Here is a 20,182-nt window from a genome sequence, read left to right as displayed (position 1 = left end):
CTGCGGCGGGCCCCGGCGGCGCGTGGCCCGGCAACGGCTCGGCGCCGCGCCGCACCGGCCCCCTCCCGGGCTGGGCGGCAGACGAGCCCGCCCCGCCGCTTGAGCCCGCCGGCCCGTGGCTGTTCTGGGTGTGGACGGGGCTCTACGTGCTGGCCGCCGGCATCTCGTACATCGGCGGGCCGCTGCCCCAGTCCACGCTCGATCTGTGGCTGCGACTGGTGCCGCTCGGGCTGGCATCCGTGGCCTTCGCCCGCACCGGACGCACCGGCTACCTCGCGATCGTGCTGGCGTTGGGCGCCGCCACCGCCGTGCTCACCGTGATGTTCGCCTCGTTCGGCCCGCTCGTGGCGATGCAGCTGCTCATCGCCCCGGTGCTGGGTCTGGTGGCCCTCGGCCGGCCCAAACAGCTGCGGCGTCGCACCCCGCCCCGCCCCGCCGACTAGCGCCCCGCCCAACGGGCCCATCTCGCGAAAGCGACGGGCCCATCTCCCGAGAGCGGGCTTGTGGTCACCTCGCGAGCACCAGGCAACCACACGGCCGCTCTCGCGAAAGAACCACCTCCAGGGGCCGCTCGCGGATGGTGGCGGGCGGCCTAGACCAGCGCGCGCTCCACGAGCGCCCGGCGGCGTTGCACTCGGCTCCAGATCACGAAGCCGGTGATGGTGAACGCTCCGTAGAAGAGGTACAGGATGGCCGAGGCGTAGTAGCCGGCGCTGATCAGCAGCGGCACCCCGACGATGTCGACGGCCACCCAGATCAGCCAGAACTCGGTCCAGCCGCGGGCCATGCCGTAGGTGGCCAACAGCGAGCCGGTGAAGATCCAGGCGTCGGCCCAGACCGGTTCGAACGAACCCAGCGCCCGGAAGATCGGGGTGAGAACCAGGGTGCCGACAACGAGGCCCAAGCCCAAGCCGATGCGTGCCCGGGTGCCGGCCCAGTGCGGGGCCACGGCCACGGTTCCGGCCGAGCGACTGCGCGACCACTGCACCCAGCCGTAGACCGACACGATGATGAACATGATCTGGCGGCCGGCCTGCCCGAGCAGGTTCACCGGGTTGGGGGTGCCGAAGACGGCGCCGAGGAAGACCGTGAAGAGCAACGCGTTGCCGAGGATGCCCACCGGCCAGGCCCAGATCTTGCGGCGCATCCCGCCGACGGCGCTGGCTATGCCGAACGCATTGCCGATGATCTCGCGCCAGAGGATGGTCTGGTTGCCGATCTGCAGCTGGGCGTCAAAGAGCCAATTGATCAGGGACACAAGGTACTTCTCTCCCGGATGGGTCGCATCCGTGCACGTCCCAATGTAAGGCGTTCGGGCGCGGGACTATTCCGCGGTGCTGTCCAGCGGGCGGCTAAGCCCGGCGTGTCACCAGACGATGGCGGCGGAGTCGGCCGAGAGGTTGGCCGGGAGGCTGGCCCGCACCAGCGGCAGCCCGCGCCGGATGGCCTGGTCGATACGATCGCTGAGCTCGGTGTTGGTCACCCGGTAGTCGGTGAAGTCGGAGTCCTTGGCGTACACCCCCAGCGGCAGGGTGAGCGCCTGGAAGAAGCTGAACAGCGGCCGGAACTGGTGCTCGAGGATCAGCGCGTGCCGATCGCTGCCGCCGGTCGCGGCCAGCAGCACCGGCTTGTCCACCAGCGAGTACTGCTCGACGAAGTCGAAGACGTGCTTGAACAGGCCGGTGAACGAGGCCCGGTACACCGGCGACGCCACGATGAGCAGGTCGGCGCCCTCGATGCGCTGCAGGTCGGCCTCGGCCGCGGCGGACAGCTCGTCGCGGCGCAGCGCACCACTGAATTCGCGGCCCACCTGGCTGAGCTCGATCAGGTGCACGTCGATCGAGAGTTCGCGTTCGAGCGCGTCGAGGATCGCCCGCACCAAGGCGGTGGTCTTCGAGGGCGCGTGCAGGCTGCCGGAGACGGCGACGACGTTCAGGGTGTACGACATACCTCGACGTTAAGTGGCCAGTGCGGATGCCGCCACCCGCGCCGACACACGGCGTAAGACGGCGGATGCGCGCCGGTCCCCCGGCATCCGCCGTCCCGGCCTCACGTCGACACGCGTCGTGCTTTAGTTCACGTCGTTGGGGTGCGAGCCGACGCGGCCGCCGCGCTCGAGCGCCGAGATGGTGGCGACCTCGGTGTGGCTGAGCTCGAAGTCGAACACGTCGAAATTCTCGACCATGCGCTCGCGGCGGTTGCTCTTGGGGAAGACGATGTTGCCGGCCTGCAGGTGCCAGCGGATGATGACCTGCGCGGCGGTCTTGCCGTGCGCCTCTGCCGCTGTGGTCACGACAGGCTCCTCGAGCAGCGGGTACTTGCCCTGGCCGAGCGGACCCCAGGCCTCGATGTGGATGCCGTGCTGGCGGGCGAAAGCGGTGATCTCCCCCTGCTGGTAGGCGGGGTGCAGCTCGATCTGGTTGACGGCTGGCACCACATCCGTCTCGGTGAGCAGGCGGTCAAGGTGCGGCACCAGGAAGTTCGAGACGCCGATCGAGCGGGCCCGGCCGGACTCGCGGATCTTCTCGAGCGTCCGCCAGCTCTCCACGAACTTGTCGTTCGCCGGGGCCGGCCAGTGGATCAGGTACAGGTCGACGTAGTCCAGGCCGAGCTTCTCCAGGCTCGCATCGAACGCATCCAGCGCGGACTGGGTGCCCTGCTCGTCGTTCCAGAGCTTCGTGGTGACGAACAGCTCGGAGCGGTCGAGACCAGCGGAGGCCAGAGCCCGGCCGACACCCTCCTCGTTGCCGTAGACGGCGGCGGTGTCGATGTGCCGATAGCCCACCTCGAGCGCGTCGGCCACAATGCGGGTGGTCTCGGTCGGGTCGACCTTGAAGACCCCGAAGCCGAGCTGCGGGATGGTGTGGCCGTCGTTCAGGGTGATGGTGGGTACGGGTTTCGTCATCCACTGAGCCTAGGGACCGGGCGGATGCGCCGCACGTCACGCATGCCGACAGCGTAATCCGGCTGCCCTCGGCGTCCGCCGCCGGCCCCGTCCCGGGCCGACTGTGCCCGGTGACCAGTTGCGGCTCAGCGGTAGCGGCGGCCCTCGTCGCGGCGGAAGAGCAGCAGGGCCAGGGCGAACGTCGCCGCTGTCCAGACCAGGATGCCGATCCATACCCACGGCTCCAGCTCGCCGCCCTGCACGGCCCAGATCACGAACTCGCGGGCCTGCCGCGACGGCAGGAACTTCGACAGGGTGTCGAGCCAGTCGGCGAAGAGGTACGGCGGCAGGAACAAACCGCCCGCGAAGGCCAGGCCGAACATCACGATCTGCACCACCGCGATCGCCGCCTTGGACGACATCGAGTAGCCGATCGAGATGCCGATGAACATGAACGGCAGCGCCGAGATGCCCAGCGCCACGATCCCAGCGAGAACCCCCAATACGGATGCCTCCGCCGCGGTGAACAGGGCCCCGATCGCGATCACGGGCAGGATCGACACCAGTCCCATCAGCCCGGTCGAGCAGATCTGCCCGAGCACCCGGGAGACGCCCGGCACCGGCAGGGTGCGCAGGTACGGGTCCCAGGGTTGCTCGCGGTTGGCCGAGATGTTCAGGCCGAAGCTGAACAGCGAGTTGGACATCAGCGCGAACACGCTCAGCGCGATCACCGCCTGGGTGGCGAACTCGGGGTTGTCGGCGACGGTGCGCTGCGGCACCACGAAGAACAGCAGCGACAGCCCGGGGAACACCAGCGACCCGATCAGGGCGGCCGGGATGCGGAACGTCTCGACGAGGATGATCCGGGCGTGCACGAGCGTGAGGGCCAGGATGCCCGTGCGTCCGCCGAGAACCGGGGCGCGGCTGCCGGGGGCAGTGCCGGTCGGGGTGGGGGTGAGGGTGCTCATCGGTTCATCTCCTTCTGGGCGGAACGAACGTGCTCGCCGGAGGCGGCATCCGTGGCCCCGGTCAGGGTGAGGAACGCCTCCTCGAGGGTGGCGCCGCGCACGGTGAGATCGGTGAAGGGGATGCCGGAGCGCACCAGCTCCACGATCAGCCGGTCGCTGTCGTTGGCGTAGAAGGTGGTGCTGCCGTTGTCGCCCTGGTCGCGGCCGACGACGCCGGGCAGACCGCTGACCCGGTCGGGCTGGTCGGTCACCAGGCGCACCTGGCGAAGCGAGACCTGGTTGATCACGGCGGTGACGGTGTCGTCGGCGATCACCCGGCCGTGCCCCATCACCACCACCCGTTCGGCGAGCGCCTCGATCTCCTCGAGGTAGTGGCTGGTCACCACCACGGTGGCGCCGCGGTCGTGTTGCCGGCGCACGGCGTCCCACAGGGTGCGGCGGGCATCCACGTCGAGCCCGGTGGTGGGTTCGTCCAGCAGCACCAGCCGCGGCTGGCCCACGAATGCGAGTGCCACGCTGAGCCGACGTTTCTGGCCACCCGAGAGCGCGCCGGTCTGGCGTTTGAGCAGCTCCCCCAGGCCGAACTCCTCGGCCACGGCCGCGGTGCTCAGCGGGTCGTCGAAGTGGCGGCCGACGAAGTCGATCACCTCGCCCACCCGCAGGGTCGGCGGCAGGGCGGTCTCCTGCGGGGTGCCGCCGAGCTTCTGGCGCATCCGGTAGTCGCCGGGCGAGCCGCCGAACAGGGTGACGGTGCCGGTTGTCGGTTTGCGGAGCCCCTGCAGCATGGTGAGCACGGTGGACTTGCCGGCGCCGTTGGGCCCGAGCAGGCCCAGGATGCTGCCGGAGTGGATGTCGAGGGTGACGTCGTCGACGGCGAGCACCTCGCCGAAGCGGCGGGTGACGTGGTCGAGGCGGGCTAGGACTGTCATGCGGATTCTCCCAACAGGTCGCGCAGGGCTTCTCGGTAGTCTTCGAACGCGCGCCGGCCCGGGCGGGACAGGGCCAGGTAGGTGGCCGGGGTGCGGCCCTGGTGCGACTTGATGACGTCAACATAGCCCGCGTCTTCGAGCTTGCGCAGGTGCGTGGACAGGTTGCCGGCGGTCATGCCGAGCAGTTCCTGCAGCCGGGGGAAGGCGATCTGGTCGCCCACCTCGAGTGTGGCCAGGGTGGCGGTGATCTTGAGCCGGGCGGATGCGTGGATCACCGGGTCGAGCTCGTCCATCGTCAACGCCCCTGCCGGCGCCGCACCGTCAGGGCGGCGGCGGCGATGAGGAAGGCCCCGCCCACGCCGATGGCGAGCACAAGATCGTTGCCGGGCGACCCGGCGAAGGCGGATGCCGCCCCGACCGCGAGCAGCACCAGGCCCAACACCAGCTGGGAGACGTCGCGCCAGAGTGCGGCGCCGCCGAGGTAGATGGTGCCGCACATCAGGGCGTACGCGGCCGGAAAGTAGAGGTTGGCGAGTTCGGGCGAGAGGCCCTGGCTGATCAGGCCGGTGCCGAGCACCGCGAACGCGGTGCCGCAGGCACTCCAGGAGATCCCGTAGACGGCGCCGGAGAACACGGAGGCACCGCGCACACCGCGGTTGATGCGGATACCGAGCACGGCAGAGGCCACGATCGAGGCCACCAGCATCACGATGAACACCGGCGTGGCCACGTAGGCCGGGATGGTGAACCAGGGGTTGCCATCGGCGTCTCCCGACCAGAGAGCGAGGAAGCCGACGAACCAGGTGATGCCCCAGATGAAGTACATCCAGATCACCGGGGCCTGCTGAGCGTTCAGCACCTCGCGCTGCTGGCTTTCGAGCAGGGCAAGCATGGCCCGTGGGTCACCGATCGGCTCGTCGAGATCGGCGGCGGCAGGTGTTCTGTTGTCATCCATGAGTACTTTGTAACACAAAGTACTTTGCGCCACAACGGTTCAGCCCGAAGTGGGGTGACCCCGGGAAGCAATAACATGGAGGGCTAATGATTCCCGTCACAATCACCTTCCCGCCCGAGTTGCCGATCAGCCAGCGCCGCGACGACATCGCGCGCGCCATCCGCGACAACCAGGTCGTGATCGTTGCCGGGTCCACCGGGTCGGGCAAGACCACCCAGCTGCCCAAGATCTGCCTGGAGCTGGGGCGCGAGAGTATCGGCCACACGCAGCCGCGCCGGCTCGCCGCGCGCACCATCGCCGAGCGCATCGCCGAGGAACTCGGCCAGGAGGTGGGCGAGCTCGTCGGCTACCAGGTGCGCTTCACTGACCGCGTCGGCGCCGACACCCGCATCAAGCTGATGACCGACGGCATCCTGCTCAACGAGATCCACCGCGACCGGATGCTGCGCAAGTACGACACCATCATCATCGACGAGGCGCACGAACGCAGCCTCAACATCGACTTCCTGCTCGGCTACCTGCAGCAGCTGCTCCCCCAGCGGCCCGACCTCAAGCTCATCATCACCAGCGCCACCATCGACCCGGCAAGCTTCGCCAAGCACTTCGCGGCCGCCGACGGCACCCCGGCGCCCATCATCGAGGTCTCCGGCCGCACCTACCCGGTCGAGATCCGCTACCGCCCGCTCGTGGCCGAGGCACCGATCGACGACGACGACGAGATCACGGATGCCGCGCCCAGCGTGGACCGCGACTACATCGAGGGCATCTCGGCCGCGCTCGACGAGCTCGAGCGGGAGTCCAACGGCGACGTCCTGGTGTTCCTCTCCGGCGAGACCGAGATCCGCGACGCGGCCGACGCCCTGCAGGGCAAATTCGCCGGCGGCGACCGCACCAGCCCCACCGAGGTGCTGCCACTCTACGGCCGGCTCTCTTCCGCCGACCAGCACCGGGTGTTCCAACCCTCCACCGTGGCCGGGGTGCGCCGCCGCATCATCCTCGCCACCAACGTGGCCGAGACCAGCCTCACCGTGCCGGGCATCCGTTACGTCATCGACGCCGGCACCGCCCGCATCAGCCGCTACAGCGTGCGCTCCAAGGTGCAGCGGCTCCCGATCGAGGCCATCGCGCAGGCCTCCGCCAACCAGCGCTCGGGCCGAAGCGGCCGCACCAGCGACGGCATCGCCATCCGCCTGTACAGCGAAGAGGACTTCACCCGCCGGCCCGAGTACACCGAGCCGGAGATCCTGCGCACCAACCTCGCCGCGGTCATTCTGCAGATGATCTCGCTGGGCCTGGGCGACATCGCCCAGTTCCCGTTCCTCACCCCGCCGGACTCCCGCAACATCAAGGACGGCCTCGACCTGCTCACCGAGCTCGGCGCGGTCAAGGCCGTCGTGGCGGCCACCGGTACACCCACGGAAGACCCGAGCCAGGCCGGCCGGTCCGGCCGTGACGGTGGGGGCGGGCGCGGCGGGCGCGACAGTGGCTCACGTGGCGGCGGGCGGATGGCCGTGACGGCCGGCACCCACAGCCTCACCCGGGTGGGCCAACAGCTTGCCCAGCTGCCCATCGACCCCCGGTTCGGCCGCATGGTGATCGAGTCCAAGGTGCAGGGCACCAGCCGTGAGGTGATGGCCATCGTGGCCGGTCTCACCATCCAGGACGTGCGCGAGCGCCCGCTCGAGCGCCGCGGCTCCGCGGACGAGAAGCACGCCCGATTCGCCGACCCCACCAGCGACTTCCTCTCGCTGCTGAACCTCTGGAACTACCTCGAGACGCAGCAGAAGGAGCTCGGCTCCAGCGCGTTCCGACGGCTGTGCAAGAACGAGTACCTCAACTACCTGCGGGTGCGCGAGTGGCAGGACGTCTACAAGCAGCTCCGCCAGCTGGCCAAGCCGCTCGGCCTGCACATCGGCGACCCGGCCGTGAACCCCGACGGCATCCACCGATCGATGCTCTCCGGCCTGCTCTCGCACATCGGTTTGAAGGATGTGGCCAAAAAGGACTACATCGGCGCCCGGCAGCAGCGTTTCGTGCTGTTCCCCGGCTCCGCGCTGGCCAAGAAGCAGCCGAACGCCGTGATGAGCGCCGAACTGGTGGAGACCAGCCGGCTGTTCGCCCGGATGAACGCCGTCGTCGACCCGGCCTGGGCCGAGCAGCTCGCCGGCGACCTCTGCAAGCGCAGCTACTCCGAGCCGCACTGGGAGAAGAAGCAGGGCGCCGTGGTCGCCTACGAGCGGGTCACCCTCTACGGCGTGCCGATCGTGCCGCGCCGCCGGGTGCAGTTCTCCAGGGTCGACCCGGCCTACGCCCGTGAGCTGTTCATCCGGCACGCCCTCGTCGACGGCGAGTGGGACCTCGACAGGGTCGACCAGCGAGTCACCGCGTTCGACCGCGCCAACACGGCGCTCCGCAAGGAGCTGGCCGAGCTGGAGGAACGCACCCGGCGTCGCGACATCCTCTTCGACGACGAGGCCGTGTTCGAGTTCTACCACCGCCGCATCCCGGCCGAGGTGCACAGCACCCGCACCTTCGAAACCTGGTGGCGCGTCGCCCGCGCCGCAACGCCCGACCTGCTCACCATGACCGCCGAGGCGCTCGTGCCCGAGGATGCGCCGGAGATCGATGAGTCCCTGTTCCCGCCGTCCTGGCAGCAGCGCGACCAGCGCTTCGCGCTGAGCTACCGGTTCGAACCGGGTGCGGAAGACGACGGCGTGACCGTGCAGATTCCGCTGGCCCTCCTGGCCCGGGTCTCCCCCACCGGATTCGACTGGCAGGTGCCGGGCCTCCGCGCCGACCTCGTCACGTCGCTGATCAAGTCGCTGCCCAAGGCCATCCGCCGCAACGTCGTGCCCGCCGCCGACTGGGCCGTGCGCCTGCTTGCCGAGCTGCCCCCGGCCCCCGGTGTGGTCCGTTCGTCGGTCGAGCTTGTCGAGACCCCGCAAGGTGCCTCGAATCGAGCCCACTCGCTGGTCGAGCCTGTCGAGACCTCCTTCGCCGAGACCCTCGCTGCGCTCATCCAGCGCCTCACCTACGTGCCCGTCACCGTGCGCGACTTCGACCTCACCCGGGTACCCGCGCACCTCCGCATGACCTTCCGGGTCGTCGACGAGCGCGGCAAGAGCGTCGCCTCCGGCAAGGACCTCACCGAGCTGCAGCGGCGCCTGGGCAACAAGGTGCGCGAGTCCGTCGCCAAGGCCTCCGCCGCCGTGCCCACGAACGCGATCGAGCGCAGCGGCCTCACCACCTGGGACTTCGTCGAGCTGCCCCGCTTCATCGACACCAAGCAGGGTGACAACACCATCCGCGGCTACCCCACCCTGATCGACGACGGCTCGTCGGTGAGCATCCGCATGATGAGCACCGTCGACGAGCAGGCCCGCACGCTGCCCGGCGGCGTGCGCCGGCTGCTGTTGCTGGCCACGGCCTCACCGGTGGCCTATGTGCAGCAGCACCTCAAGGGCGGAGAGAAGCTCTCGCTGGCCACCAGCCCGTACCGCTCCACCCAGGCCCTCTTCGACGACTGCCTCGCGGCAGCCGTCGACGATGTGCTCTACCGGGTGCGACCCGATGGCCAGGTGTTCATGAAGGCCGAGTTCGACAGCATCCGCGACCGGGTCTCCGGCGTGGTGATGGACTCGATGTTCGAGACCGTCGGCCTCGTCGCCCGGGTGCTCACTGCGTCGCGCGCCGCCGACAAGGCGCTCAAGGCCTCAACGAGCATGGCCCTGCTTGCCACTCTCACGGATGCCCGTGAGCAACTGAACGGGCTCGTCTACCCCGGTTTTGTCAGCGCCACGGGTCTCGCCCAGCTGCGGCACCTGCCGCGCTACCTCGGCGGCATCACTGCCCGCATCGACAAGCTCCTCGACAACCCCAACCGCGACAGGGTGTGGATGAACGAGGTGCAGGCGGCCACGGCGCGCTTCACCGACGCGGGCGGACGCATCCCGCTGCCGGAGACCGCGGCGCCCAACCTGGTGCGCGCGCGATGGATGATCGAGGAGCTGCGCATCAGCCTCTTCGCCCAGGAGCTGCGAGCCGCGGAGAGTGTCTCCCTCCAGCGCATCCAAAAGGTCCTCGCCTCCTAGCCATCCCCTCGCGAACTGTGAGTTATGCCCCATAATTTCGCGTTTTTAGGTGCTTAGCTCACAGCTCGCGGAGTCGTCGGGGTGCGCGAGGGCGCGGGCGACCTCGGTGAGGGAGAGCACCTGGGCGGGCGTGAGGCGGTCGAAGACTTGGCGGCGCACCTGGGCGACGTGGCCGGGGGCCGCGGCGACGAGCTTGGCCAGGCCCGAGTCGGTGAGGGTCGCGATCACCGCGCGGCGGTCATCCGGCGCCATCTCGCGGGTCACGTACCCCGCAGCCTCCAGCCGGGCCACGATCCGCGACAGCCTCGACTGCGACGTGCTGGCGGATGTCGCGAGCTCGCTCATCCGCATGCAGTGGTCGTCCCGCTCGGAGAGCATCACCAGCACCATGTAGTCCGCCATGGCGAGGTCCGCGTCGCGCTGCAACTGCGACTCCAGGGCAGCCGGCAGCAGGAAAAGCACTTCGGCCAGCGCCATCCAGGCATCGTGCTCCACGGGGGTCAGCCACTCCGGTTCAGCCATGAGCCCAGCCTACCGAAATTTAGTTGACACAGAAAGTAGTTCGCGCTAACTTATTTGACGCGTCAACTAATTCGGATGCAATCACCTAGGCCCAGAGTGGCCATCACCCCAGGAGTCCCCATGAACATCGCCATCTGGATCATCACCGGCCTGCTCGCCCTCGCCTTCATCGGCGCGGGCCTGATGAAGGTGGCCCAGCCGCGCGCCAAGCTCGCCGCCAGCGGCATGGCCTGGACCAACGACTACTCGGATGCCGGCGTCAAGCTTGTCGGCCTGGCCGAACTCCTCGGCGGCCTGGGCCTGATCCTCCCGGCGGTCACCGGCATCGCGCCGATCCTGGTGCCCATCGCCGCGGCCGCCCTCACCGTGATCATGATCGGCGCCGTTGTGTGGCACGTGCGTGCCAACGACACCAAGGGCGCGCTGCCCAGCCTGATCCTGGGCATCCTCGCCCTCGTCGTGACCCTCACCCGCTTCGGCCCCTGGGCGTTCTAGCCCCCGCGCGCATCCCGCGAGCTGTGAGAAAAGCCCCAGAATCGTCAAGATTCTGGGGCTTTTCTCACAGCTCGCGGAAGGAGAACGCGGGATCTCAGAGCACCTTGGAGAGGAACGCCTGGGTGCGGGCGTGCCTCGGGTTGGCCAGCACCTCCGAGGGGAGGCCGGACTCGACCACGACGCCGGCGTCCATGAAGACCAGGGAGTCGGCGACCTCGCGGGCGAAGCCCATCTCGTGGGTGACCACGATCATGGTCATGCCCTCCTTGGCCAGGCCCTTCATCACGTCGAGCACCTCGCCGACGAGCTCGGGGTCGAGCGCGCTGGTGGGCTCGTCGAAGAGCATCAGCTTGGGCTCCATCGCGAGTGCGCGGGCGATCGCCACCCGCTGCTGCTGCCCACCGGAGAGGTGCGCCGGGTAGTAGTCGGCCCGGTCGGCCAGGCCCACCCGGGCGAGCAGGTCGCGAGCGGTCGACTCGACCTTCGCCTTGGGCAGTCCCTTGACCCGCAGCGGCGCTTCCATCACGTTCTGCAGCGCCGTCATGTGCGGGAACAGGTTGAACCGCTGGAACACCATGCCGATGTCCCGGCGCTGCTTCGCGGCTTCCTTCGGCGCCATCTCGTAGAGCTTGCCGTTGGACTCGCGGTAGCCGATCAGCTCGCCGTCCACACTCAACCGGCCGGCCGAAAGCACCTCGAGGTGGTTGATGCACCGCAGGAAGGTGGACTTGCCCGAGCCCGAGGGCCCGACCAGGCACATCACCTCGCCACGCTTGACCTCCAGCGTGATGCCTTTGAGCACCTCGTGCGAGCCGAAGCTCTTGGTCACCTGTTCGGCGAGAACCATCGGTACGTCCAGGGATGCGACGCCCCCCGCTGTCGTAGCGCTCATCGTGCTCCTCCGTCGCCGGTCGTGTCCGGCGCATCCGTCTTCGGCGGCACGATCACGGTCGCCTGGCCCGCCCCGACTATGGGCACCACACCGGTGATGGCGCCGGTGCTGGGTGTCGGGTCGTCCTTGTCGGTCTGCCGGTCGCCCACGCCGCGGGAGAACCGCTTCTCGAGGAAGTACTGGCCCACCATCAGGATCGAGGTGAAGAACAGGTACCAGATCGACGCCACGATCAGCAGTGGGATCGGGTTGAAGGTCTCCGCCGAGATGTCTCGCGATCTCGTGAACAGCTCCAGGCTGAACGGCACGGCGGTGACCAGGGACGTGGTTTTCAGCATTGAGATCACCTCGTTGCCGGTCGGCGGGATGATCACCCGCATCGACTGCGGCAGGATGACCCGGGTCATCGTCTGCGACCAGCTCATGCCCAGGGCGACCGAGGCCTCTTCCTGGCCCTTGTCGACCGAGAGCAGACCGGCCCGAACGATCTCGGCCATGTACGCGGCCTCGTTCAGTGCCAGGCCGATCACGGCGAGGGTGAAGGTGTTCAGCGCCGCGTTGGTGCTGAACGAGATCCACGGGGTCATGAACGGCAGGCCGATGTCGATGCTCGTGTAGATCAGCGAGATCAGGCCCCAGATGGTCAGCTGCACGTACACCGGGGTGCCGCGGAAGATCCACAGGTAGAACCAGGCCACGCTCTTGACCACCGGGTTCGGCGACAGCCGCATCACGGCCAGGATCACACCGAGGATGATGGCGATCACCATCGAGAACACGGTCAGTTCGATGGTCACCAGGGCGGCCATCGAGATGCGCCGGTCGAAGAGGTACTTGCCCACCGCGGGCCAGTCGTAGGCCGGCCGGAATGCGGCGTCGATGACGAAGAACGCGAAGATCGCCACGAGCAGCACGGCGAAGACCACGCGCCAGGGGTGCCGCAACCGGATGGCCTTGATCGGCTCCGATGTTGATGCGGCCTCGCGCAGCGGCGGGGTTGAACCCGCCGCCGCGCCGTTGACGTTCGTGGTGCTCATGGGTTAACCGTTCGCGCCCGCGTTGATCGTGATCTCGTCGATGCCGCCGTCGGCGACTCCCCACTCGTCGAGGATGGCCTGGTAGCTGCCGTCGTCGACCATGGACTGCAACGCGGCCTGCACGGCCACGGTCAGCTCGGAGCCCTTGGCGACGACCATGCCGTACGGGGCCACGTCGAAGGTCTCACCGGCCAGCTGCAGCTTGTCGCCGGTCTGCTCGATCGCGTAGAGCGTGACCGGGGAGTCGGCGCTGAGCGCGTCGGCCTGGCCCAGCACAACCGCGTTGGTGGCGGCATCCTGGGTGTCGAACTTGAGCTTCTCGATGGCGGGCTTGCCGGCGGCCACGCAGGCGTCGCTCTTGGCGGGAACCTCGTCGGTGTCCTCGAAGGTGGTGGCCTGCACGGCGACCTTCAGACCGCAAGCGTTGTCGGGGTCGACGTCCTTACCGGCCTGCGAGGCCCACTGGATGCCCGCGGTGTAGTAGTTGACGAAGTCGACCTGCTGCTGACGCTCCACGGTGTCGGTGAACGACGACGAGCCGATGTCGGCCTTGCCGCCGGTGACGCTCGGGATGATGTTGTCGAACTTGGCCACCTGGAACTCGGGCTCGAGGCCGAGCTTGGCGGCGATGCCGCTAGCGATCTCGATGCCCCAGCCGATCGGGTCGCCGGCCTCGTTCTTGAACTCGTTGGGCGCGTACGTCGGGTCGGTGCCGATGACGAGCTTGCCGGTGTCGGCGACCGCGGCGGGCACCAGCGCCGCTGCCGCGTCGTCCGTCTCGATGGTGGGGGTGCTGCTGGTGTCGGTGCCGCTGGTCGCGGGTGTCGAGTTGTCGACACAGCCGGTGAGCATCAGCGCGGCGGCGGCAGCGAGGGCGGGGAGTACGTATCTAGCGCGCATGGCACGACCTTCTTCGTAGGGTGTCGAGGTTTCGATTCGACTGAATGGCAGTGAACGGTACGACTGCAGTGAGCCTAATACACCCCTGCGCTGGGGGAACGGCTCGGCGATATCGGTTCGGGAACAGCCCAAACGACGCCCGCCAAGGCTACCGCGTCCCGCGGCGGCGGACTCCGGCGGTCTGAGGGTCAGCCGTTCGCGGCTGCGTTGATCGTGATCTCGTCCACGCCACCGTCCGTGACACCCCAGGCATCAAGAATGGCCGTGTAGCTGCCGTCATCCACCATGGACTGCAGCGCGGCCTGCACGGCGGCGGTGAGTTCGGACCCCCTGGCGACCACCATGCCGTACGGCGCCTCATCGAACGTGTCGCCGGCCGGCTGCAATTTGTCGCCGGTCTGGGCGATCGCGTAGAGCGTGACCGGGGAGTCGGCGCTGAGCGCGTCGGCCTGGCCGAGCACAACCGCGTTGGCCACGTCGGCCTGGGTGTCGAACTTCAGCTTGTCGATCGCCGGCTTGCCGGCGGCGACGCAGGCGTCGCTCTTGGCGGGCACCTCATCGGTGTCCTCATAGGTGGCGGTCTGTACGGCCACCTTCAGACCGCAGGCGTTGTCGGGGTCGACGTCCACGCCCGTGGCCGACGCCCACTGGATGCCGGCGTTGTAGTAGTTGACGAAGTCGACCTGCTGCTCGCGCTCGACGGTGTCGGTGAAGGAGGATGCCCCGATATCGGCCTTGCCGCCGGCCACACTCGGGATGATGTTGTCGAACTTCGCGACCTGGAAGGTCGGCGTCAGGCCGAGCTTCGCGGCGAGGCCGCTGGCGAGCTCGATGTCCCAGCCGATCGGGTCTCCGGCTTCATTCTTGAACTCGTTCGGTGCGTAGGTCGGTTCGGTTCCGATGATCAGGGTGCCACGATCGGCCACCTCGGCCGGGAGCAGTGCCGCTGCCGCGTCGTCCTTCGTGATCACAGCGGCGCTGCTCTCGGGCGAACCCGATGTCGCCGGAGTCGAGTTGTCGACGCATCCGGTGAGCATCAGCGCCGCCACGGCGGCGAGGGAGGGGAGGACGTATTTAGCGCGCATGGCACAACCTTTTGCATGGGACTCGAGGCCTCACGGGATCGAGTCGACTGAGCGGTCCGTGGATGGTACGACTGGAGCGAGCCTGAGGCACCCCTGCGCTGGAGTACGGCTCGTACAGTATCGGCTTCGGGATCAGTCGAATCGGACGCTTCTCAAGGTTATCGTGCTGCAGACAGCGCACAGCGCCCGGCCGGATCCGGCCGGGCGCTGTGCCCGTGAGCGGTGCTGCTACTTCGCGGCGTCGGCCGCCAGCGCCGCGGTGGAGAGCAGGTCGACGTAGTCGTCGATGCCCCAGGTGAGCGAGAGGCCGGTGGGCGGCGAGACCGATGAGACGAAGGCTGCGCCGACCGGGGAGGCCACGGCACCGTTCTGCACCTGCGGCAGCACCTGCGCGTAGCCGGCGTTCAGGAACGTGTCGGATTCCTCCTGGGTGGCACCGAAGTTGACGATCACGTCGCTGGTGAGCTGGTCGAGCTGCTCGTAGCTGAGCGTGTAGTAGAACGACGACTCACCGTTGGCGAGCTCGGCCACGCTCGGGGCGCTCTCGAAGCCGAGCTCGGTGGCGAAGGTCACGCGCGGGTCGGCATCCGTGTAGACGTAGAACACGCCGCCGCTGTCGGAGGTGAGAGCGACGGTCTTGCCGGCGAACTCCGGATGCGCCGCGGCCTTCTCGGCGATCGTGGCGTCGATGTCGGCGAGCAGGGTGGTGGCTTCGTCGGACTTGCCGAGCGCGGTACCGGTGATCTCGACCAATTCGCGCCAGTCGGTGGACCAGGGCTCGTCGGGGTAGGCCACGACCGGGGCGATGTCGCTGAGCAGGTCGTACTGCTCCTCGGTGATGCCGGAGTATGCGGCGAGGATCACGTCGGGCGCGGCGGCCGCGATCTCCTCGTAGGGCGGTTCGGTGGAGTCGGAGAGCACGGTGGGCGTTTCCGCACCCTGTTCCTCGAGGGCCTCGGAGATCCACGGCAGCACACCGTTCTCGTCGCCGCCGTAGGCCTGGAACGGGATGGCGACCGGCACGACGCCGAGGGCGATGGCGTCGTCGGCGCTGCCCCAGCCCCAGGTAACCACGCGGGTGGGTTCGGCGTCGATCGTGGTCTCGCCGAAGGCGTGCTCGATGGTGACGGGGAACGACCCGCCGGCGGCGGCGTCGGAGCCGGAGTCGTCGCTGGAGGAGGCGGAGCATCCGCTGAGCGTGAGGGCGGCGATGGCCGCGGTGGTGGCGAGCACGGTGGTCAAACGTCTGGGCACAGGATACTCCGGTTCTGAAAGGGTACGGCTACTAACAATTAGGATAGCCTCACCTAATATAGCGGGTCAGGCGGTGCCGTGGAAACGGCCGATGGGCACAACCAGCGGAGAACCGCAGACCGGGTCGGGCACGATGCGGGCGGTGAGCCCGAACGCTTCGAGCACCACGGCCTCGGTGAGCACCTCGGCTGGGGCGCCCTCGGCGATGATCTTGCCCTGCCGCATGACGACGAGCCGGTCGGCGTACCGGGCGGCCAGATTGAGGTCGTGCAGCACCATCACCACGGTGGTGCCCTGGTCGTGGTTGAGCTCGTGCAGCAGGTCGAGCACCTCAACCTGGTGGGTGACGTCGAGGAAGGTGGTGGGTTCGTCCAGCAGCAGGATGTCGGGATTCTGCGCCAGCGCCATGGCGATCCAGACCCGCTGGCGCTGCCCGCCGGAGAGCTCCTCCATGCGCCGGGAGGCCAACTCCAGGGTCTGGGTGGCGGCCATGGCCTCGGCCACGATGGCGTCGTCGGTGCTCGACCAGTGCCGGAACCAGCCCTGGTACGGGTAGCGGCCGCGGCCGACGAGGTCGGCCACGCCGATGCCCTCCGGCGCTATGGGCTGCTGCGGCAGCAGGCCCACGATGGTGGCGACCTGCCGGCTGGGCAGGCCGGCGATGTCCCGGCCGTCGAGGGTGACGGTGCCGGCCTGCGGCGGCAGCAGTCGGGCCAGCCCGCGCAGCAGGGTGGACTTGCCGGAGGCGTTCGCGCCCACGATCACGGTGATCGCGCCGGGTTCGATCGCGAGAGTGAGGTCGTCGACGATGCGGGCGCCGTCGTAGCCGAGGCTGAGGCCGGTCGCGGTGAGGGCGTGGCGGGCGGAGGCGGCGGGCGCGGCAGCCTCTGCGGCGGGCGCGGCGGCCGGCCGGCCGGAGGCCTGGCCGGGTGTCTGGTCGGTGGTCTGGGGCATCAGGCTCCCTTTCCGATTCGGTTCTGGGTGGCGAGCAGCCAGAGCAGGTAGGGGGCGCCGATCGCGCCGGTGATGATGCCGGCGGGCAGCTCCAGGGAGCCGGGCAGCAGGTGCTGGGCGGTGAAGTCGGCGACGGTGGTGATCAGCACACCGATCAGGGCGGCCGGCACGAGCGCGAGGCTGCCGGTACCCACCAGGCGCCGGGCGATGGGCGCCGAGACGAACGCGATGAACGCGAGCGGGCCCACGAACGCGGTGGCGAGGGCGGCGAGGGCCACGGCGGCCATGAGCAGCGCCAGCCGGGAGCGTTCGGCGCGCACGCCCAGGCTGCTGGCGGTGTCGTCGCCCAGCTGCAGCATCCGCATCCGCCCGGCGAGCACCGCCACAGCCGGCAGCAGTACCGCCAGGAACCCGGCCAGGACCGCGATCTCCGGCCAGCGGGCGCCGCTGACACTGCCGACCAGCCACGTGAGCGCGTCCTGCGCGTTGCGGAGGTCAGCACGGGAGAGCAGATAGCCGAGCAGGCCCTGCACCATGAACGCGACGCCAACCCCGATGAGCACGAACCTGTAGCCGACCACGCCGCCGTGCCAGGCGAGCAGGTAGATCGCCGCGGCCACCACCATGGCGCCGGCGAAGGCCATGACCGAGGTGGCGACACTGCCCAGGCCCAACACCAGCATGCCGAAGACCGCGGCCGCGCTGGCGCCACCGGTGACGCCGATGATGTCCGGGCTGGCCAGGGGGTTGCGCAGCACGGTCTGGAACAGGGCGCCGGAGACCGCGAACGCGACACCGACGAGGATCGCGAGGGTCAGCCGGGGCAGTCGCAGCTTGAAGACTATGAAGTTCTCGCTGCTCGACCCCTGGCCCACCAGGGTGCGCAGCAGGTCGGGCACACTGAGGTTGTAGGCGCCCACCATCAGGCTCACGGCGGCGACGACCAGCACCAGGGTGGTCAGCACCATCACGATGCGGCGTTCCCGGCGGTGCCGCAGGGTGCGGGCCAGCGCGAGCGGCGCGGCATCCGCGGCCGGCCGGGTGGCGGATGCGACGGCGGCGCTCACAGGCCGGCCAGCTTCACGCGGCGCACCAGCGCAATGAGCATCGGGGCGCCGAGGAACGCGACGACCAGGCCGGCCTCGATCTCGCCGGGCCGGGCGATCACCCGGCCGAGCACGTCGGCGGCCAGCAGCAGCACCGGGCCGAGCACCGCGGAGTAGAGCAGTATCCAGCGGTAGTCCGGGCCGGTGAAACGGCGGGCGATGTGCGGCACGGCCAGGCCCACGAACACGATCGGGCCGGCCATGGCCGTGGCGGAGCCGCAAAGCAGCACGACAGCGACGGCGCAGACGATGCGGGCGGCCACGAGGTTCTGGCCGAGTCCGCGGGCCAGGTCGTCACCCAGGGCGAGGGCGTTGAGCATCCGCCCGGCGACGAGGCACAGCAGCACGCCGACGGCGATGAAGGGGGCCAGCTGCAGGGTGGAGTCGAGGTCGCGGGCCACCAGGGAGCCGGCCGACCAGAACCGGTACTTGTCGAAAGCCTCCTGGTTGCTCAGCAGCACAATGGTGATCAGCGAGGTGAGCGAGGCGGTGAGCGCGGTGCCGGCCAGGGCCAGCTTCACCGGGGTGGCGCCCTCCCGGCCGAGTGAGCCGACGACGTAGACGATCACGGCGGCCACGAACGCGCCGGCGAAGGCGAACCACACGTAGCCGAGCGCCGAGGTGACCCCGAACCAGGCAATGCCGGCGACGACGAAGAGCGAGGCGCCGGCGTTGACGCCGAGCAGGCCGGGGTCGGCGAGCGGGTTGCGGGTGATGCCCTGCATGAGGGCGCCCGCCAGGCCCAGCGCGAGGCCCGCAAGCAGGCCGATGGCGGTGCGGGGGACGCGCAGGTCGAGTACCACGGTGTGGTCGGTGACAGTGAGGTCCGGGTGCAGCAGGGCGTCGAGCACCGTGCCCAGCGGGATGCCGCGGCTGCCCACCACGAGCGAGGCGGCCACGGCGAGCACCAGCAGGATGACGGCGATCAGGAGGCCGGTCAGCTGCCTGCGGCGCGGCACTCTCACGGCGTCGCCGGGCAGGGCCGAGCCGCGAGCGGGCGCGCCCGTCGTCCCCGGATCCACTGAGGTAAGCATTACCTAAGTATGACAGGCGTGGCTGTGGCCACGGCAACCCGGGCGGCCGGTTCGACACTGGCAAACGGCCACGAATCCTCGGGCGCCAGGTTCAGCGTTCGCAGGAGGCTTGCGATCCGGGACCCCGAGTTGGCGGGCGCCGGAGACGTCCACCGCTTGCGGATTGGACCGTCGCCGTCCGGGCTGTGGGCTGGCAGCATTGGGGCATGACCGTGCCCGTGCTGCGTCTTGCCGCCTTCACCGACCCTGACCGCGCCGATGCGTCCGCCGGGGGCAACCCGGCCGGCGTGGTCCTCGACGCGAGCGGACTCGACGACGCCGCGATGCAGGCCATCGCGGCCGAGGTCGGCTACGCCGAGACCGCGTTCGTCACGGAGCCCTCGCTCGGCGGCGACCCGCGGCGCAGCCGGTTGCGGTACTTCTCCCCCGTCGCCGAGGTGCCGTTCTGCGGGCACGCCACCGTCGCCACCGCGGTGGCGCTGGCCCGCCGCGACGGCGTGGGCGCCCTCACCTTCGAGACCAGCGTCGGCCCGATCATCATCCAGACCCGGGCCACGGATGCCGGCCTCACCGCGTCATTCACAAGCGTCGACCCGCAGGTGCGTCCCATCGCACCCGAGGTGCTCGCCCGGGTGCTGGAGTTGCTCGGGGCCACCCCGTCGTCGCTGCATCCCGGGTACCCGCCTCGGCTGTCTTTCGCGGGAAACTGGCATCCGGTGCTGGTCTTCGCCGCCCAAGCCGACTTCGACGCCTTCAGCTTCGACCCCGCGGCCATGCGCGCCCTGATGGACGAGCAGGGCTGGGCCGGCACCGTGACCACCCTGTCGGTGCGCGGAGACGCCGAGTTCGAGGCGCGCAACCTGTTCCCGGTCGGCACCCTCACCGAGGATCCGGCCACCGGATCGGCCGCGGCTTCGGTGGGCGGCTACCTGCGCGAGCTCGGGCTGGTGCGCCCGCCGACCCGGGTGGTCATCCGCCAGGGCCGGCACGTGGGCCGGCCGAGCCTGCTCCTGGTGGACAGCGGCGGCATCGTGGTGAGCGGCGCCGCCGCGGAGATCGCCTGACCACGCGTGCTC

At 69.4% G+C, this 20,182-nt stretch carries 20 protein-coding genes; 4 read left to right on the top strand and 16 right to left on the bottom strand.

What is annotated here, in order from left to right; all coding sequences use genetic code 11:
* Positions 1-443: hypothetical protein (locus tag E3T61_RS21790; RefSeq protein ID WP_198418621.1), on the top strand; the 443-nt coding region annotated here is incomplete at its 5' end.
* Between the two features lie 149 nt (positions 444-592).
* On the opposite strand, the gene pnuC is transcribed toward E3T61_RS21790, so the two are convergent.
* The 7 genes from pnuC to E3T61_RS01190 form a co-directional block, all read right to left on the bottom strand.
* On the bottom strand, positions 593-1,258 hold the full coding sequence (gene pnuC, locus E3T61_RS01220) for a nicotinamide riboside transporter PnuC (protein ID WP_134639092.1): 666 nt from the start codon (positions 1,256-1,258) through the stop codon (positions 593-595).
* Between the two features lie 108 nt (positions 1,259-1,366).
* A complete protein-coding gene (gene msuE, locus E3T61_RS01215; RefSeq protein ID WP_134639091.1) occupies positions 1,367-1,948 on the bottom strand; it encodes an FMN reductase in 582 nt (193 codons plus the stop codon).
* Positions 1,949-2,071: 123 nt separating this feature from the next.
* Complete coding sequence (locus E3T61_RS01210) at positions 2,072-2,905, bottom strand: aldo/keto reductase (RefSeq protein WP_134639090.1); 834 nt, start codon at positions 2,903-2,905, stop codon at positions 2,072-2,074.
* A gap of 125 nt (positions 2,906-3,030) precedes the next feature.
* Complete coding sequence (locus E3T61_RS01205; RefSeq protein WP_241992322.1) at positions 3,031-3,852, bottom strand: ABC transporter permease; 822 nt, start codon at positions 3,850-3,852, stop codon at positions 3,031-3,033.
* Positions 3,849-4,781 carry an ABC transporter ATP-binding protein gene (locus tag E3T61_RS01200; protein ID WP_134639089.1) on the bottom strand — a complete coding sequence of 311 codons (933 nt, stop codon included), beginning with the start codon at positions 4,779-4,781 and terminating at the stop codon, positions 3,849-3,851. The genes E3T61_RS01205 and E3T61_RS01200 overlap by 4 nt, the downstream gene beginning before the upstream one ends.
* A complete protein-coding gene (locus tag E3T61_RS01195; RefSeq protein WP_134639088.1) occupies positions 4,778-5,074 on the bottom strand; it encodes a transcriptional regulator in 297 nt (98 codons plus the stop codon). The genes E3T61_RS01200 and E3T61_RS01195 overlap by 4 nt, the downstream gene beginning before the upstream one ends.
* A 2-nt stretch (positions 5,075-5,076) precedes the next feature.
* Positions 5,077-5,736 (bottom strand): hypothetical protein, encoded by a 660-nt coding sequence (locus E3T61_RS01190; protein ID WP_134639087.1) that lies wholly within the window; start codon positions 5,734-5,736, stop codon positions 5,077-5,079.
* A gap of 86 nt (positions 5,737-5,822) precedes the next feature.
* Between E3T61_RS01190 and hrpA the strand changes: the two genes are divergently transcribed.
* Positions 5,823-9,827 (top strand): ATP-dependent RNA helicase HrpA, encoded by a 4,005-nt coding sequence (gene hrpA, locus E3T61_RS01185; RefSeq protein WP_134639086.1) that lies wholly within the window; start codon positions 5,823-5,825, stop codon positions 9,825-9,827.
* Positions 9,828-9,872: 45 nt separating this feature from the next.
* Here the strand turns inward: hrpA and E3T61_RS01180 are convergent, their stop codons facing one another.
* The gene (locus E3T61_RS01180; protein WP_134639085.1) at positions 9,873-10,349 is read right to left on the bottom strand and encodes a MarR family winged helix-turn-helix transcriptional regulator; all 477 of its coding nucleotides are present in this window, start codon (positions 10,347-10,349) and stop codon (positions 9,873-9,875) included.
* 120 nt (positions 10,350-10,469) lie between these two features.
* On the opposite strand from E3T61_RS01180, the gene E3T61_RS01175 reads away from it, so the two are divergent.
* Positions 10,470-10,844: a DoxX family protein gene (locus E3T61_RS01175; RefSeq protein WP_134639084.1), complete on the top strand. Its 375-nt coding sequence runs from the start codon at positions 10,470-10,472 to the stop codon at positions 10,842-10,844.
* Positions 10,845-10,938: 94 nt separating this feature from the next.
* Here E3T61_RS01175 and E3T61_RS01170 read toward each other — a convergent pair whose 3' ends face one another.
* The 8 genes from E3T61_RS01170 to E3T61_RS01135 all read right to left on the bottom strand — a co-directional run bounded on the left by E3T61_RS01170 (position 10,939) and on the right by E3T61_RS01135 (position 19,106).
* Positions 10,939-11,691, bottom strand: coding sequence for an amino acid ABC transporter ATP-binding protein (locus tag E3T61_RS01170; protein ID WP_134639114.1), 753 nt, complete (start codon positions 11,689-11,691; stop codon positions 10,939-10,941).
* A gap of 41 nt (positions 11,692-11,732) precedes the next feature.
* The gene (locus tag E3T61_RS01165) at positions 11,733-12,773 is read right to left on the bottom strand and encodes an amino acid ABC transporter permease (RefSeq protein ID WP_134639083.1); all 1,041 of its coding nucleotides are present in this window, start codon (positions 12,771-12,773) and stop codon (positions 11,733-11,735) included.
* A 3-nt stretch (positions 12,774-12,776) separates the two neighbouring features.
* Positions 12,777-13,673 (bottom strand): ABC transporter substrate-binding protein, encoded by an 897-nt coding sequence (locus tag E3T61_RS01160; RefSeq protein ID WP_134639082.1) that lies wholly within the window; start codon positions 13,671-13,673, stop codon positions 12,777-12,779.
* A gap of 188 nt (positions 13,674-13,861) precedes the next feature.
* Positions 13,862-14,758, bottom strand: coding sequence for an ABC transporter substrate-binding protein (locus E3T61_RS01155; RefSeq protein ID WP_134639081.1), 897 nt, complete (start codon positions 14,756-14,758; stop codon positions 13,862-13,864).
* A 228-nt stretch (positions 14,759-14,986) separates the two neighbouring features.
* A complete protein-coding gene (locus E3T61_RS01150; protein ID WP_134639080.1) occupies positions 14,987-16,012 on the bottom strand; it encodes an iron-siderophore ABC transporter substrate-binding protein in 1,026 nt (341 codons plus the stop codon).
* 66 nt (positions 16,013-16,078) lie between these two features.
* Complete coding sequence (locus tag E3T61_RS01145; RefSeq protein ID WP_134639079.1) at positions 16,079-16,966, bottom strand: ABC transporter ATP-binding protein; 888 nt, start codon at positions 16,964-16,966, stop codon at positions 16,079-16,081.
* A complete protein-coding gene (locus tag E3T61_RS01140) occupies positions 16,966-18,033 on the bottom strand; it encodes a FecCD family ABC transporter permease (protein ID WP_241992321.1) in 1,068 nt (355 codons plus the stop codon). Before E3T61_RS01140 ends, E3T61_RS01145 begins: the two co-directional genes overlap by 1 nt.
* Positions 18,030-19,106, bottom strand: coding sequence for a FecCD family ABC transporter permease (locus E3T61_RS01135; RefSeq protein ID WP_134639078.1), 1,077 nt, complete (start codon positions 19,104-19,106; stop codon positions 18,030-18,032). Before E3T61_RS01135 ends, E3T61_RS01140 begins: the two co-directional genes overlap by 4 nt.
* Positions 19,107-19,312: 206 nt before the next feature.
* Between E3T61_RS01135 and E3T61_RS01130 the strand changes: the two genes are divergently transcribed.
* Positions 19,313-20,170 carry a PhzF family phenazine biosynthesis protein gene (locus tag E3T61_RS01130; protein WP_134639077.1) on the top strand — a complete coding sequence of 286 codons (858 nt, stop codon included), beginning with the start codon at positions 19,313-19,315 and terminating at the stop codon, positions 20,168-20,170.
* Positions 20,171-20,182 lie beyond the last annotated feature (12 nt).

It is taken from the genome of Cryobacterium lactosi (genome assembly GCF_004403945.1).
GTDB classification, from domain to species: domain Bacteria; phylum Actinomycetota; class Actinomycetes; order Actinomycetales; family Microbacteriaceae; genus Cryobacterium; species Cryobacterium lactosi.
The sequence above is the reverse complement of the archived record's forward strand: the minus strand, read 5'-3'. Positions and strand labels throughout refer to the sequence as shown.